The organism is Deltaproteobacteria bacterium, assembly GCA_021737785.1.
Taxonomy (GTDB): Bacteria; Desulfobacterota; DSM-4660; order Desulfatiglandales; family Desulfatiglandaceae; genus AUK324.
Genome location: JAIPDI010000075.1, coordinates 1 through 16,491 on the forward strand (window position 1 = coordinate 1; position 16,491 = coordinate 16,491).

Genomic DNA, 16,491 nt, shown 5'->3' on the forward strand with positions numbered 1-16,491 from the left:
CGGATCGTGGACTACCGTGCGTCCTGCGCACTCTCAGGCCCCTTCTCATCGCAATGGGAAAACTGGACGTAAAATCAAGAAAATGGGCTTTTTTGAAAAAAAATTAAAAAATTTTTAATCCTTATATCGGAATTCCAGAGGATGAGGGGACAGAAGGCGGACACAACAATTTGTGTTGGCAATCCTGCCGAAGATAGGGATCTTCGGCAGGGAACGGGAAAGGGAATTTCATGACTTCTGTTCTGATAGTGGATGACGATGTCTCCACCATTATGGACCTTGAAATGGCCATCCCGCAATTGGGCTACGAACTGGTGGGCATCGCCCGTACAGGGAGGGCTGCCGTGCAAATGGCAAGGGACCTGCGTCCGGATATCATCCTGATGGATATCGTCATGCCCGGGGAGATCGACGGCATTGCCGCTGCGGAGATCGTCAAAAGGGAACTCAACATCCCCTCCATTTTTCTGACCGGATACGATGACGAGGAACTTCTTGAAAGGGCAACCCGGGTGGAGGCATACGGGTACATAATGAAACCGGTCAGCGACGCCCAGGCGCGGTCCGCCATCGAGATTGCCCTTTCCAAGAAAAGGGCGGACGACCGGATCAGGGAAACAAATGCCATCCTGAAACAAGACATCGAGGGCACCCATCAACAGCTGAAGCAGGCTGCGGAGAAGATAAGGGCCCTCCTGAACGCCTCTGGCGACGCCCAGCTCCTGTTGGACCATCGGGGGGTGGTGATCATGGCCAACGAGACGGCAGGCAAATGGCTCGGAATACCGGTGGAAAGTCTGGCGGATCGATGCATATATGATCTCTATCCGCCGGAAGTGGCCCGATTGCAGAAGAGCCGGTCGGAAATCGTCATGCAGACGGGTATCCCGTGTCGATTTCAAGACGAGAAGGGCGGAAAGGTGTTCGAAACCGTCATCTGCCCCATATCCGACGGGTCTGAAGATGAGCCCTATCTGGCGGTCTGCTGCAGGGATATCACCGAATCCGAGCGGGTGCGTCGCATGCTGGGAGAAAAGGAGAAACTGCTGGAGACACAAACCAGCCAGCTTTCGGCCATGAATACTGCGCTGGAAGTCCTGTTGCGGAAATCGAGCCAGACCAGGAGAAGGGTCGAAGAGGAGTTTCTGGTGACGGTCGGGGAACATCTTGTTCCGTATGTCCGGAAGTTAAAGGCCTGCTCCCTCGAAGGCGAGGTCAAGGACTGCGTGATGGCCATCGATTCCGGCCTGGAGAATCTGGCCGCGCCCTTTTCGGGGAATGTCTCCCTGTTGCAGTTCGGACTGACCCACAAAGAGATTCAGGTGGCGAAGCTTATCCTGGGTGGGAAATCAAGCAAGGAGATCGCCGATAGATTGAACCTGACAAAGGGCACCATCGACTTTCACCGGAACAATATCCGTGAAAAACTGGGTATCAAAAACAAGAAAATATGCCTGGCCGTCTACCTGGGCACCCTTCAGTAATCTCCCCTCTATCTGAAAATCACAGGCGAGTCCAAACGCTATCGTCCGTATACGTCCCTCCTGCCGGACCTTCCCATATCCTCAGACGACCAAAGCTCCAATTGGAATAATATAAGGTTTATCCCTATATTTTTCTTATATTTTTCCTATATTGACATTTATTATGATCTTTAGTTAAATCCCTTTTCCAATTGTTTCTTCAATATCGAGCCTTGAATTGAGTCTTGCAGACCTGTTTTTTTCCTTTTGGCTGAATACCCATTGCGCGTTTTTCAGAAAGGCGTAAAAAGAAAAGAGAGAAAAGAGTGTAATTTTCACGGGAGTTTTTGCCGTTTACAGGAGGATAAAAAATGATACGAAGAATCAGTTCCTTTTTGTTTGCAATGGCCCTGTGTTTCTCAGCCTCTGCAGCAAATGCACAGGATCCCGCGGATTACCTCAAGCCGGACGGCACCATCAACGAAGAAAGATTGTCAGCGGATATTCAATCCGGTGCCGTATCCGATCCGGTCTCTCTGACCGGCGCACTGGTCTCAGCCGTTCCAGCACAGGCAGCGGTCATTGCCGGAGTAATCGCGGCAGCGGCCCCGGCGGAACTTGCGCCCCAGATAGCCGCAGCCGCCGTATCCGCGGCCCCGGACCAGGCAGACAGCATCGCCGCCGCGGTCAAGGCCGCCCGCCCGGAAATGGCAAGACAGATCGACGATGCCGTGGCTGCGGCCAAAGCGGCTGCCGAGGCCGCCACGGAAACCACTGCGGAGACCACCACTGCCGAGACCACCACCTCGACCACCACTTCGACCACAACGTCCACTACCACGACCAGCACGACGACCACCAGCACGGAAACCACTGTAAGCCCGTCGAGTTAATCGCGTCGGGGAGTTTCTTAAAGTTGTTTTTTTTATCGCCACTCAATTTTGAGGATATTCAGGAGGGAATGAGTGATGAGAAAAAAGGGGTTTTTTTGTGGATGCCTGGCGCTGGCATTTCTGGTGTTCTGCTGTTCCCAGGTTCGGGCGGAGATCATCTGGCAGGAGGGCGCCCTGACCGTTGAAGACGAGATGGTGGAAGAGGGGGGGAGGATCAAGATCGGGAAACTGAAGATTATTCCGGCCGTCAAGCTGGGCGGGGTTTGGGATGACAATATTTTCCTCGGCAACGGCTATACCAACGATCCCAACAACCCGGGAACCGTGAATCCGCAAACCGGAACCCTGACAAAGCCGGTCGAGTCCGACTATATTTTTCATGTCATACCCGGACTCCTTCTGAATTACGGCCTTCCCGGCGGCAGGGGAAACGTCAATCTGGGATATGAGGGCAACTGGGCCTTTTACAACGATTTCACCTCTCAAAACTGGAACAACCAGCGGGGGATTTTCAATGCAAACTACACGGCGCCGGCCGGGTTGCTCCTGGGGATCAGCAATATCTTCAACAGCGGAAACGATCCCTACGGCGATGCCACCCAGTATGCCCTCGGTCGCACCAAACAACGGTGGAACAACGATTTAAACACCAAAATCGGATGGGACTTCTTTAATCGGTTTCGGGTCATAGGATATTACGACTTTTATAAACAGCGCTATGAGGATGATATCGATTATACCCAGAACTGGACCACCAATCGATTCGGTGTGGGGGTTCAGATGCGGGTCCTCCCCAAGACCTGGGCCTTTTTGAGATATCATTATCAAAAGCAGAATTTTGATACCAACCTGTTCGGGACCACCGACCGGAACAATGCCGACAACCAGCAGAATATGGTCAGCGGCGGTCTGGCATGGGACGGCGATGGAAAACTGGGCGGGGAAGTCAACTTCGGATGGTCATGGCTCAGATTTGATAATGAATTCGATCGCACGGGCAGAAAGTATGAAGACAACAACACCTGGATCGCCAATACCTCCATTAACTACCAGGTGCTGGCGAGAACGCGGCTGACCCTCAATGTGACAAGGGCCATGCGGCCGACCGGCGCAGACAAACGCGAATATTATGACGACACCCAGGTGGGGATCTATATCTGGCAGGACCTTCCCTACAAATTCAGCGCTGCAGTGGACTTCATCTATTCTAAAAACGATTACAATACCCAGGTAAGCCCTGTTTCCCCGAGCACCGATAAGAGAGAGGACGACAATTATAATGCCAATGTGAGACTCATATACAAGATCCGGTCCTGGCTGAACGCCTCGCTGAGGTACCGGTATATGAAGAAGGATTCCAATGACATCACCCAGTCCTTCACCGATAATCAGGTGATGCTCTCCATAGGGGCCTCTTATTAGGGCCGGCGCATCTATTTCAGCAGATTATGAAAAAGAGACTCCCTCTTTTTATTGTTTTTCCGCGAGGCTTCCCCCACGGATGAAAACAGATCTGCCTTTCTTCTTTGGTTTTGCGCTGTCGAATCACCATACTGCCGGATTGAGGCGAGAAAGTGGAAAACGCCCGGGCCCTCCCCAATGGGGCGGTGCCGGCGCGTTCGGTTTTTATCAACACAGCCCCGGATCCCAAACCCAGGGGGCGGGGGAAGCATCAAGGAAAGGTCATGATGTTCAATAACCGCATAAATCCCACCAAACCAGCCCATTTGTCCCTGGTTATCCGCTATGCCCTATGCACTATGCTCTTTGCGCTCTCCGCCTGCGGCGTGGGCGGCGAGATCGTGACGGAGACCACTGTCAATTCCGGCAAGCTCAACGGGCTCAAAGAGGAAGACCGGGCCATGCTCGATGAAATCAAGAAGACAGTGGAAAAAAGGGAGAAGGACGACGGCATCACCCGGGTGATCGAAAGAACCCCTCACTTCACCGTATCCGAATATCTGGCCAGATATCCTGAAGGCAAGGGCCTGGCAGCCGACTACAAGGTGGGGGCAAACGACGTCTTAAGCATTACGGTCTATGAGGAAGCGGACCTTTCCAGGGAGGCGGTCCGCGTCTCGGGAAAGGGGTATGTCTCGTTTCCCCTGGTGGGTCAGCTCAGGGTCTCAGGTCTCACCACCACTGAAATCGAAGGCCTCATCGCGGATAAACTGGCTGAACAGCAGTATCTCCTGAATGCCCACGTCTCGGTCATGGTCACCGAATACAACAGCCAGCACTTCTTTGTCCTGGGGCCCGTGGAAAGTCCGGGCAGCTATCCGCTTCAGGCCAGGGAACGGGTGCTGGACGCCATTTCCAAGGTAAAAGGGGTTGAGCACGAAAAGGCCAGCAGCCGGTTGATGCTCATCCGGACCCTCCATCCCGATACCGAAAAAGAGCAGAAGCTGGTCATCGACATTAATCTCAGGGACCTTCTCAACAGGGGGGATCAGGCCTCCAATATCTACCTCTGCGACAGGGATGTCCTCTATGTCTCTCCTGTGGAACACTACTATATCATCGGCCAGGTCAACCTGCCCGGCTCCTATGATATGCCTGAAAACGGGGTGACCCTGGTGGAGGCCATCGGCGTGGCCGGCGGTTTCACCCGGATTGCCTCCCGCAACAGCACCCGCATTATCCGGGTGGAAGACGGCGTGGAAAAACTCATTGAGGTCAAGGTCGATGCCATCACCGACGCCGGCCGGAAGATACACGACGTGGTCATCAAACCGGGCGATATCATCGTGGTCCCGGAGAGTTTCTTTTAGGAGCCGGAGGCGGAAAGGTGAAAGCATAAAAGCACAAAGCTGAAAGCATAAAAGCTCAAAGCTGTAAGCTCAAAGGTGAAAGCTCAAAGCTCAAAGGTGAAAGCTCAAAGGTGAAAGGGAAAGGCGGAAGAAAGGGTTATCTGTTATCAGTTATCGGTTATCAGGGGGAAAGCGACATATTCCCAGCCCTTTGCTCCGTGCTCCCTGCTCAAAGGTGAAAGGGAAGGAAGTCGACCATGAGAGGTATGAAGTTCGCCTATGAGAAGCTGGATGTATGGAACAGGGCGGTGGATTTTGCAGTGATGGTAATTGATACGGTGGAGAACATCTCCACAGGTCGAAAACATTACCGCCTTCTGGAACAAATGGAATCCAGTTCGACCAGCATTTCGATGAACCTGGCCGAAGGAAAAGGCAGAAATTCGAAGAAGGAGTTCACTCAATTCTGCTACATCGCGCGTGGCTCACTCTATGAGACAATGACCTTGTTGGAAATATTTCATAGAAAAGCCTGGGTATCTGATGCTAATTACGCAGTCCTTGAAACGGAAGGGTTGGAAATCGCTTCCATGATCAAAGGTCTGATAAACTCTCTTTTGAAATGTTGATTTTTCGTGGCTTTGAGCTTCACTCTTTGACCTTTGAGCTTTCATGCTTTCAGCTTTCATGCTTTGAGCTTTCATGCTTTGAGCTTTTATGCTTCGAGCTTTTATGCTTCGAGCTTCAATCTTTGACCTTCACTCTTTGAGCTTTGAGCTTTGAGCTTCACTATGTCCGACTACAGCCAAAACCAGGAACAAATCGACCTCAGAGATTACCTCCGGGTCATCCTCAAGAGGCGATGGACCATTTTCACGGTCTTTGCCGTCATTGTGGTTACAGTGGCCATCCATACCTATACGGCCACCCCGATCTACCGCACCACCACCCGCCTGGTAATTGAAAAGGAAAACCCCAACGTGGTTTCCATTGAAGAGGTCATGGCCGTGGATTCCTCGGGAACCGACTATTACCAGACCCAGTATAAGATCATCGAGAGCCGTTCGGTGGCCAGATCCGTTATCCAGCGGCTCCATCTGGAGAACAGTCCGGAATTCTTCCCCGAGCCGAAGGACGATATCATCTCCAATCTGAAACGATCCGTACGGGAGACCGTCCGGGAGTGGAAGGATTCCGTCACCGCCCTTCTCAAGCTCGACACGGAAAAAGCCCCGGGAGCAACCGAAGCCTACGATCCCGATTCCCGGCTTGTCTCCGATTTCATCAGCCGAATAGAGGTCTCGCCCATCCGCAACAGCCGTCTCCTGGACCTCAGTTTCGAGGCCAAGGACCCGGTCCTGGCCACCAGGATCGTCAACACCCTTGCCCGGGCATATATCGATCAGAACCTGGAGATCAAGCTCAAGGCCGTCCAGGATGCGGTCCAGTGGCTCCACCAGCGGATCGACGTGGAGCGCAAAAAGGTGGAAGAGGCCGAGCAGGCACTCCTCAGATATAAGGAGGAGCATGACATTATTACGGATTTCAGCAGCGACACCGAGCATGTGACCGCCCAGAAGCTGGCCCAGCTGAACGCCCAGGTGGTGGATGCGGAATCGATGCGGGTGGAGGCGGAGACAGGATATCGGCAGGCCCTGAGACTCAAGGGGTCGCCGGACATGCTTGATTCCATCCCCGATGTCCTCAACAATGAACTCATCCGTGAGATCAAGAAGATGGAGGTGGATCTCTTTAAGCGGATGTCGGAACTCTCCAAGAAGTACGGCCGAAACCATCCCCAGATGGTGGCCATCGAGGCCGAGCTCAAGACCCTTGGGAATCGGAAGATCCAGGAGATCAACCGGGTCATCAATTCCCTCAAGAACAGGTATGAGGTGGCCCTGGCAAAGGAAGAGTCCCTCAAGCTCGCCCTGGCCAACCAGAAAATGGAGTCCCTGGACCTCAACCAGAAGGCTATCCGATACAGCGTGCTCAACCGGGAGGTGGAGAGCGCCCGGGACATGTACGATCTTCTGATCAAACGCTTCAAGGAGACCACCCTGACCGAAGACATGCGGACCGGCAACATCCGGATCATTGACAGGGCCGAGGTTCCCCGAAACGCTGTGAAGCCCAAGAAGCGCCTGAATCTCCTCCTGGCCGTAATCGTGGGCCTGGTGGCGGGAACAGGGCTGGCCTTTTTCTTCGAGTATCTGGACAACACCATCAAGATCCCGGAAGACCTCAAGCAGCACCTTAAGATCCCCTATCTGGGACCCACCCCCCTGATCGAGGCAAAAGGGAAGTCCTCAAACAACGGGGTGCGGTCAGTGGATCTGGTCTGCCTTCATTCCCCCAAATCCACCGCCAGCGAGGCGTACCGGGGGATCCGCACCAATATCCTCTTTTCCTCGGCCGGGGCCGCCCCCCAGGTGATCCTGGTGACCAGCCCGGGTCCGAGGGAGGGGAAGACCATCACCTCGGCAAACCTGGCCATCGCCATGGCCCAGTCAGGGACCCGGGTTGCGCTGATTGACTGCGACCTTCGCAGGCCCAAGATCCACAGCCTGTTCGGCGTGGCAAGGGACCGGGGAATCACCAATCTCCTGGTGAGCAGCGACGGCATTGAAAAAACCGTGGTACACAGCCGGATTCCCAACCTGGACCTGGTCCTTTCAGGGCCCCTTCCCCCCAATCCGTCCGAGATGCTCGGATCCGCCCGGATGGACGACCTGCTGAAGGAGTTGAGAAAACGATATGACCGCATTCTGATTGATTCGCCCCCCATTACCGCGGTCACCGATTCCATTATCCTCTCCAAGTACGTGGACGGGGTGGTGTTGGTGATCCGGGCCGGCGATACAATAAGGGAGGTGGCCAAAAACGGCCTGAACCAGCTCCAGGCCGTGGGCGCCCCCATTCTCGGCGGGGTCCTCAATGCCGTAGACATCGGCAAGGACAAATACTACTACTATTACTACTATCAGTACTACAACTATTACTATGGGGATGACGGAGACAAGAAAAAAAGCCGGCGCAAAAAGCAGAAAAAGCACCGCTCCAAAAACACCTACGGAACTCCCCATGAGCCGGATGAAACGCCTTGAAGCGTCGAGCGTGGAGCAGGGAGCAGGGAGCACGGAGCTCCCATTGATAACCGATAACCGATAACTGATAACGCTTTTTCTCAGCCCTTAACGCTTTCAGCTTTGAGCTTTCAGCTTTGAGCTTTCAGCTTTCAGCTTTCAGCTTTTATGCTTTGAGCTTTAAACTTCTTCATACTGGACACCCATGATCGATATCCACTCTCATATCCTTCCCAATGTGGATGACGGGGCCGGATCCCTGGAGGAAGGTTTAAGAATGGCGGAACGGGCCGTGAATGACGGAATACGGGAGATGGTCGCCACCCCCCATTCCCTGGACGGTGTTTATGTGAACTGCGTGGACGACATCCTGGCGGGGGTCGCCCAATTCCGGTGCGCCCTCTCTGCGAATCACCTCGACCTGGAGCTGCATCCGGGTGGGGACGTACACCTCTCTACCCACATGGTCCAGCGGATCCAGACCCAGGAGGTCTGCACCCTCAATAATATGGGGAAATTCATTCTTTTGGAACTTCCGTCTCAGATGATCCCCAACGGCGTAAAGGACGAGATCTTTTCCCTCAAACTGAACGGCATCACCCCGATCATCACTCATCCGGAACGAAATCTCATGGTGCAGCATGATCCGGAGACCCTCTATGAACTCGTCGAGATGGGGGCCCTTGCACAGGTGACGGCCATGAGCCTGACCGGTGATTTCGGGGAAGTTATCTTCCATGTATCCGAGCGTCTCATGAAACACCGGCTGATCCACATCATCGCCACCGACGCCCATTCCGCGGAAGACCGGCCGCCGGTCTTGTCCGGTGCGGTAGAACGGGCCGCCGACATACTCAAGAGCTATGATGAGGCCTTGCACATGGTCACCCAGGTGCCTGCCGCTATCCTGTCCGGCCGGACCCCGGATGTCCCGGAACCGATGCACGTGAAACGTACGGGACGGACCGCGGCGTAGGCATTGCTTCATTTGAAATGGAATGTGCTGATAACTAAGTAGTTTTAATGGGTTAAAACCAATTTTCCGGTGGAACCCAAGGTGCGGAGCCGTGTGCGCGCCCCACCCACCTGCCAAAAGTGACTTATGCCGAGAATACTGATCGTTGATGACGAATGGCTCACCCGAACAGAAGTGGCTGAAATGCTGACGGCCCTCGGATATGAGGTGGCGGGCCAGGCGGAATCGGGACAGGAAGCCGTGGACATGGCCCGGGAACAGAAGCCGGATCTCATTATTATGGACGTGGTGCTTCCGGGGGAGATGGACGGGATAGCGGCTGCCGAGAAGATCAAGGGGGAACTGGATATCCCCATCATATTCGTATCCGGGTACGGCGAGCCGAGATATATCGAAAGCGCCAAGAATATCGACGCCTATGGCTACGTCATGAAGCCTTTTGATGAAAAGGAGGTCTGGGCCTTTGTGGAAATCGCCCTCCACAAAAGGGAAATGGAAGTGAAATTGAAGCAGGCCCATGATGAACTCTCCCGCATCAATCTTCAGCTCAGAAAGGCGTCGCGCGAATGGGAAGAAATCTTTCAGGCGATCGGGCAGGCCACCCTCATCCTGGACATGGAGCATACCATTCTTAATGCGAACAGATCGGCATTCGACACCGTAGGGAACCCCGGGAACTCTCTGGTGGGACAAAAATGCTACCGGATTTTCCATGATGCCGGCACCCCTCCGGAGGGGTGTCCTTTGGAAAAGATGAAGATGTCAGGGCAATTGGAAACCGCTGAAATGGAATTGGAGATCCCGGGCCGTACCTTTCTGGTTTCATGCACCCCGATGGTGGATCAGCAGGGCCGCATCGAGAGATGCATTCATATCGCCACGGATATTACGGAGAAAAAGAGGCTGGAAATACAGAACCGTCAGGCCCAGAAAATGAAGGCCATATCCGTCCTGGCCGGCGGGATCGCCCACCAGTTCAACAATGCGCTGACCGCCATCACATGGAACAGTAATCTCATTGAGGTAAAATCCCTTGAGAAGGAGGACATCTCCAGGAATATTTCGAGTATCGACAAGTCGGTTCATAAAATGGCGCGTCTCACCAGTCAGTTACTGGCCTATGCAAGGGGCGGGAAATATTATGTAAAGCCGCTTGACCTGAGCGCGTTCATACGGGAGACCCTTCCCCTCCTCCGGCAGGGCATGGATCCGGAGGTCCGGCTGATGGCCGACCTTCCGCCGGAGGTCCTTCCCATAACGGCGGATGACAACCAGTTGCAGATGGTGCTCTCCGCCCTGATCGCCAATGCCCATGAGGCCATCGAGGGCTCCGGCCGCATTCGGATATCGCTTCGGAATATGGACCTGGACCGGGAATTCATCCAAACCCATCCCGGCCTCAAACCGGGTCCCCACGTCTGCCTTTCAGTGGAGGATACAGGCAAGGGGATGGACGAAGAGACGCAGAAGAAGATATTTGACCCCTTCTTTACCATGCATTTCCTTGGACGGGGCATGGGCATGGCCGCTGTGTACGGCATCGTCAAGAATCATGACGGCTGGATCGACGTCGACTCGGAACCGGGGAAAGGCACCCGCGTCCGCATCTATCTCCCTGCGGTTTGAGCCCCTTTTTGTGTCCTCGTGCGATTTTTCGATTTTCTCTTTCAGCTTCCATCTTTGAGCTTTGAGCTTCGCATGTTTCCCGACCTCATCATTTTCCAGTCGGCCGGATCGTTATCGGTAGGTGTACTCGCCTTCCTCATGGCGATCTTGCAGCTCCTTTTTTTCTTCAAGAAATCTCAATTCACATGGTATGCATGGGGTGCCGCCATCTCATTTTCAGCCCTTCTCTATTCGGTCGGCATCTTCATCGAGTACAATACGCCTCCAGGCCCTCTCAACCGGCTTGCCGGCCTTCTGGAATGGACAGCCGTTATCTGTTGGATTCATGCTCTTTATGGGTTCACGTTTTCGTATCTGGGGATTGAAACCAGGTGGTACCACCCGGTTGCCGGCGCCTTCCATGCGCTCGTCCTGATCCTCCTCTGGTCCACCCATTGGATTGTGGCTGACAGCTTCGTTTCGCGCAGGTTCATCGGGTTGACGGCCCCCTACGTCGAACCTGCCCTCGGCCCCCTCGGCCCCCTCTTCATGCTGTATGCGGCCGCGGCCGGGGTGACCGTGATGATCATATGGATACGACACAAGGATACCAATCCGAGGCATCGCAGGGCCTATCTGATAGGCGGCGCAGTATGGGTGTGCCTGGGCATGCATGACGGGCTGGCCGTACAGGGACTCCCGACCATCCAATATCTCATGGAATACGGCTTTTTTGCCTTTGCCCTGGCCGGGGTCTGGGTTGCATTCAACAGCTACCTGGAAACCGCGGCCGAAGAAAAATATCGCGTCATCACGGAATACGCGAATGATTGCATCCTGGTGATCCAGGATGGCCGGGTCGTCTTCAGAAATCCATCCTGTTATTATCTGACAAGTCTCTCTTTATCCCGTGCAGCAGCCAGGGATCTCCTCGACATCGTAACCTCAGAAGATCGAAAGACGGTTTTTGAGCACTTCAGGACCCTCTTGAAGGGGGACCGTCCGCCCCCTCCCATTACCGTTCGGATTCGGAGATCGGATGGAGAAGAGCGATGGGTGGACATGGCATCCAGCCTCATTCGATACAGGGAAAGACCTGCCACCCTCTCTATCATGCGGGACATCACGGAACGCAAGCGGGCAGAGGAGATCCTGCGGGAAAGCGAGGAAAAATATCGTTCCATGATGGAAACGATGCACGATTCCGTCTATATTTGTTCCCCTGACTTTCGCATTGTCTATATGAATTCCGCTATGATAAGGATGATGGGCCGCGATGTCACAGGTGAATGCTGTTATCAAGCATTATTTGAGCGAGACGAACCGTGTCCCTGGTGTGTCCATGACAGTGTGCAGCAGGGTGAGACTTCTGAAGTGGAAATGGTCAGTCCAAGGGACAATCGTTCTTACCATGTCACCTATTCCCCTGTATTCCATAAAGCGGGTCCCGCTTCAACCATGATTATTTACAGGGACATAACCCTTACAAAACGGCTGGAGGAACAGGTACTGCGCTCTGAACGTCTTTCAGCCACCGGTCAACTGGCGGCCACGGTCGCGCACGAAATCAATTCGCCGTTACAGGGGATCATATCCCTTATCGGCTCGCTTGAAAGGGCCTATCAACAGGACGAAAGGCTGCTGGAGAAGCTGAGTCTGTTAAAGAGGGCCTTTATGAGCATCCGGAACACGGTAACGAGACTCCTGGACCTCAGCCGCCCGGGAAAGGAAGCCAAGCAGCCGACGAATATTAACCGTACCATTGAAGATACCATCGGATTGCTAAAAAGTTATTTAAAGAAAAACCAGGTCCAAATGATCCTAGACCTGTCGCCGACAATCCCAAACATAAGCGCTTCCCCTCAGCAGTTGGGTCACGTATTGATGAATCTCATCAGTAATTCGGTGGAAGCGATGGATGAAGCTTCCCGGTTGGCGCAGCATCCGAAGCAGGGAGGAACCGTTGATAAGGGCACGGATAGAAAAATAGCCATCAGCTCTCATATTGATAAAGACAATATTGTCATAAACGTAATCGATACGGGCCCCGGCATTCCGGAAGAGCACCTAAAGCACATATTTGAACCCTTCTATACCAGAAAGAAAAAAGGGATGGGCATCGGGCTTTCCATTTGTCATGGCATTATTCTAGATCACCATGGCGTCATTGAAGCTGAAAACTCCCCGGAAGGAGGCGCCGCTTTTACAATTGCATTGCCGATAGAACAGACGGCGTAAGCCTATACTGGACGCACATTCAACACACACAATTTTATTGGTGGACGATGATCCCCTCATCGTCGCGGCTGTCGGCAGCGACCTTGAGGAAAAGGGGTATGGCGTGACCACGGCCGACAGCGGCGAGAAGGCCATCGACTGGCTGAACAGGTCCGTCTTTGACCTGGTCATCACCGACCTGATCATGATGCCCGTCAACGGCATCGCTGTCCTGAGGAAGGCAAAAGAGATCGACCCCGACACAGCGGTCATCATCCTTACGGGTTTCGGCGATATGCCCTCCGCGATTGATGCCCTGCGCTTTGATGCCGATGATTATCTGCTGAAGCCCTGCGAGCCTCAGGAGTTGGATTTTAAAATTTCGCGATGCATTGAAAGATTGCAACTGAAGCGCAGAATCGGGATTTATGAACGTATGCTGTCCGTCTGCCCCATGTGCAAGAAGATAAGGGAAGACAGCGCTAAAGGATCTGATCCCGAACAGTGGGTTCCCATGGAAACGTTTCTCCATGATAAAGCGGAGATGTCCATCGAACCGACCTATTGCCCTTCATGTGCCAAAGACTTTCACCGGCTCGGCATTGACATCGGCATAGACCTTGACAAGCTGTGATGCATCAGCAACCGGGCTCGAGATGCACCGTTTCAAAAGACCCCCGGCTCGCCTCTTCATCAATGTCGCTATGGAATTACACCCCCTGTATCGAAACCCCTTGAAACCAATAAGGAGAAAAGGCCGATGCGAAAACATGCCATACTGCTGGTAGACGACGAGCCGATCATTACCACCTTGACAGGAAGTGATCTTGAGGAAAAAGGGTATCGCGTGACCACGGCCGGCAGCGGCGAAAAGGCCATCGAATGCCTGAACAGGTCCTCCTTTGATCTGGTGATCACAGATTTGATCATGACGCCCGTCAACGGCATCGCTGTCCTGAGGAGGGCAAAAGAGATCGACCCCGACACAGCGGTCATCATCCTTACGGGATTCGGCAATATGACCTCCGCGATTGATGCCCTGCGCTTTGATGCCGATGATTACCTGCTGAAGCCTTGCGAACCTGAAGAGATATTTTTCAGGGTGTCTCGCTGTTTGGAGAAACTGGAACTCAAACGGAAGATCAAGGTTTATGAAAACATATTGCCCGTTTGCTGCGTGTGCAAGAAAATAAGAGACGACAGCGGCCGGGAACCCGGTACAGGGGCGTGGATGGCCATAGAGGACTATATGCTCCACAAAGCAAGGGTGGCCGTTACACCCACCTATTGTCCCGGGTGCCTGAAAAAGGCAACAGAGGAGATGGACCAACAGATCAAATGCCCTGGGCCGTGAATTTCAGTGAGGCAGCCGAGCTCCATTAAAGATGTCGATAGAATCCAGAAGGAGCCATGTACCGGAAAAGCCCTGCTGAAAGCGATAGCGACTACCAAAGAGGCAGGCCTGCTCGGCGAGATGGGTGTCAAGAAGCTAGACGGTTATCAGGACTAATATCGTATCGGACTGTAAAAATATATTTAGTGTCTGAACGGAAACCCAGAAAATCAAGAAACAGTGAAATATGAAAATCGTTTATGTTAATTTAAATTATGTTCAATCAATTTATGTCTTCTGTAATGAAAATCCCTGTTTCAGCCTCCGGCCTTGCCATATCCGCTTTCCTCTGTTTCGGTCTTCTGATGCTTGTCTCAGGCTGCAGCCCCGTCGAGATCAGAGCGGACTACCTGCAGACAGGGTTTGATTATCACAACCTTGGCTATACCGCCCTCCCTGAAAGCTCGCCCTTGAATAAGACCATGGCGATAAAAAACCTCCGGATTAACATCGTGGGCCGGGAGGATCAATATCAGCCCAGGAGAATCACTTATGATAACGACTCCCCGGGCCAGCCTATGGAACCAAGTCATGAGATTTGGGTGGTCGGCAAGAAACTCAAAGGAAAGATTATCCTCAACCAGGTGGTTCTGGGAAACGAGCTGAAGCACCTGATGCATTCGATCGATTCTGAAGTGGCCTGTCCCTGCAATATAGAGGACTTGGAGGCATGCGTGGCCACTCATCCACCGGAGCGATGCAAACAACTCCCATAATTTATAAAGCAGTTGGATACCCCCTTTTTCTGGGCGTTTGTCTCTTGGTCTGTGCCTGTGCCGGGGATCCCATATCAACGGAATACCGGAAGATCGGTGCCGAATACCATGAGAAATGGTTCCAGGCCCTGCCGGAGACCCCTGATCTGCATACTGTGGTCGAGATAAAGGAATTGACCCTCCACATGGTTTCCGACCGGAAAGATTTTGACTGGGAAAAGGCCAGGGATAAAGAAAAGGGGATTGCCGCATATGCCAATACCAAGAATCAGATCGGCATCCTTGGAAAGAAAATCGGAGGGACGATCATCGTGAACCAGATGGTGCTGGGGCACGAGTTCAAACACATCTTGAATTTTGCCAATCCCGACATTGTAGACCCCCATGACAGGGCTACCATGGAATTCTGTATAGGAAAAGAACTGGAAGGCCTCTGCAAATAGACCGGACCTGCCTCGCCTGTTCACGATCGGATTGTGCCTTCGCGGTTCGTGAGGAGCCGGCATGACCTCCTGCCGGATACTGTTGAGACCAGCTTCTTTCTTTCCCCTGCTAATGAGGTAATAACGTGGCAGAAGATCAGATAGTCGAACTGGTTCAGACGAAAATTTATTCAATTCGCAACCAAAAAGTAATGCTGGACCGTGACATCGCCGAACTTTATGGGGTTGAGACAAAGCGTGTTAACGAGGCAGTCAGGAATAATGCGGACAAATTCCCAGAGGACTTTTATTTTGAGCTGGATGTGAACGAGCAGGATCTTCTAAGGTCGAAACTTTCTACCTTCCCCCGCTGCTTCCCCTTTCAGTTTCCTGATAATTATTTTGTCCTAAATTATTTTGACAATTCACAAATCAAGATGTGATCCAGGGGCTTAAATAAAGAAAGAATAATCGAAACGCATAAAATCATAGACGTCCCCATTATTCCTCGCCGGACCGATGAAACTTACTTTTTTACCAGCGTCCCGAAGCCTCATTAGATAAGGAAAGAGTGATCGCCCGAAGGGCTTGGTCTGTTCTGATTCTGCTCTTTCTTGCAGAATCGGAACAAACCAACCAAAATCGCCCTTCGCGTCCCTCGCGCGGTTCAAATAGCTTAAAAACGCAACATCGAAACAACGTTATCCCCCACACTCAGTCTCATAATTATTTGACACGCCCCTATGTCAGGAAAATGCCTGTTATTCACTACCGGATAAGCCGCATCAACCCTTGACAATTCCGCCGTGATTCTGCATAATTTTGGGAAATTGAACCAAGAAGGAGGAGGTCCCCACCATGGAACAGCTGCGGTTCACTGCCAAACCGTTGAACAGAAAGATCATTATCAACATTCCACCAGAAATGGATGCGGAAGTGGTAGAGGTACTCGTGCGGGCCACCAAAAAGA

At 52.8% G+C, this 16,491-nt stretch carries 14 protein-coding genes; all 14 read left to right on the plus strand.

The window, feature by feature from the left end:
* Positions 1 to 230 precede the first annotated feature (230 nt).
* Positions 231 to 1,484 carry a response regulator gene (locus K9N21_22590; protein MCF8146705.1) on the plus strand — a complete coding sequence of 418 codons (1,254 nt, stop codon included), beginning with the start codon at positions 231 to 233 and terminating at the stop codon, positions 1,482 to 1,484.
* A gap of 350 nt (positions 1,485 to 1,834) precedes the next feature.
* Positions 1,835 to 2,356, plus strand: coding sequence for a hypothetical protein (locus K9N21_22595; GenBank protein ID MCF8146706.1), 522 nt, complete (start codon positions 1,835 to 1,837; stop codon positions 2,354 to 2,356).
* A gap of 72 nt (positions 2,357 to 2,428) precedes the next feature.
* Complete coding sequence (locus K9N21_22600) at positions 2,429 to 3,778, plus strand: outer membrane beta-barrel protein (protein MCF8146707.1); 1,350 nt, start codon at positions 2,429 to 2,431, stop codon at positions 3,776 to 3,778.
* Positions 3,779 to 3,930: 152 nt separating this feature from the next.
* Positions 3,931 to 5,127 (plus strand): polysaccharide export protein, encoded by a 1,197-nt coding sequence (locus tag K9N21_22605; GenBank protein ID MCF8146708.1) that lies wholly within the window; start codon positions 3,931 to 3,933, stop codon positions 5,125 to 5,127.
* Positions 5,128 to 5,372: 245 nt separating this feature from the next.
* Positions 5,373 to 5,735 (plus strand): four helix bundle protein, encoded by a 363-nt coding sequence (locus K9N21_22610; GenBank protein ID MCF8146709.1) that lies wholly within the window; start codon positions 5,373 to 5,375, stop codon positions 5,733 to 5,735.
* A 162-nt stretch (positions 5,736 to 5,897) separates the two neighbouring features.
* Positions 5,898 to 8,213, plus strand: a complete 2,316-nt coding sequence (locus tag K9N21_22615; GenBank protein MCF8146710.1) for a polysaccharide biosynthesis tyrosine autokinase — start codon at positions 5,898 to 5,900, stop codon at positions 8,211 to 8,213.
* Positions 8,214 to 8,397: 184 nt separating this feature from the next.
* Positions 8,398 to 9,168 carry a tyrosine protein phosphatase gene (locus K9N21_22620; GenBank protein ID MCF8146711.1) on the plus strand — a complete coding sequence of 257 codons (771 nt, stop codon included), beginning with the start codon at positions 8,398 to 8,400 and terminating at the stop codon, positions 9,166 to 9,168.
* Between the two features lie 126 nt (positions 9,169 to 9,294).
* Entirely contained in the window at positions 9,295 to 10,794 is a 1,500-nt protein-coding gene (locus K9N21_22625) for a response regulator (protein MCF8146712.1), read from the plus strand.
* Positions 10,795 to 10,866: 72 nt separating this feature from the next.
* On the plus strand, positions 10,867 to 13,011 hold the full coding sequence (locus tag K9N21_22630; GenBank protein MCF8146713.1) for a PAS domain S-box protein: 2,145 nt from the start codon (positions 10,867 to 10,869) through the stop codon (positions 13,009 to 13,011).
* 40 nt (positions 13,012 to 13,051) lie between these two features.
* Positions 13,052 to 13,624, plus strand: a complete 573-nt coding sequence (locus K9N21_22635; GenBank protein ID MCF8146714.1) for a response regulator — start codon at positions 13,052 to 13,054, stop codon at positions 13,622 to 13,624.
* A 126-nt stretch (positions 13,625 to 13,750) separates the two neighbouring features.
* Positions 13,751 to 14,344 carry a response regulator gene (locus K9N21_22640; GenBank protein ID MCF8146715.1) on the plus strand — a complete coding sequence of 198 codons (594 nt, stop codon included), beginning with the start codon at positions 13,751 to 13,753 and terminating at the stop codon, positions 14,342 to 14,344.
* 281 nt (positions 14,345 to 14,625) lie between these two features.
* Positions 14,626 to 15,099: a hypothetical protein gene (locus tag K9N21_22645; protein MCF8146716.1), complete on the plus strand. Its 474-nt coding sequence runs from the start codon at positions 14,626 to 14,628 to the stop codon at positions 15,097 to 15,099.
* A gap of 44 nt (positions 15,100 to 15,143) precedes the next feature.
* The gene (locus K9N21_22650; GenBank protein MCF8146717.1) at positions 15,144 to 15,542 is read left to right on the plus strand and encodes a hypothetical protein; all 399 of its coding nucleotides are present in this window, start codon (positions 15,144 to 15,146) and stop codon (positions 15,540 to 15,542) included.
* 125 nt (positions 15,543 to 15,667) lie between these two features.
* Positions 15,668 to 15,964: an ORF6N domain-containing protein gene (locus tag K9N21_22655; GenBank protein MCF8146718.1), complete on the plus strand. Its 297-nt coding sequence runs from the start codon at positions 15,668 to 15,670 to the stop codon at positions 15,962 to 15,964.
* The last annotated feature ends 527 nt before the right edge of the window (positions 15,965 to 16,491 follow it).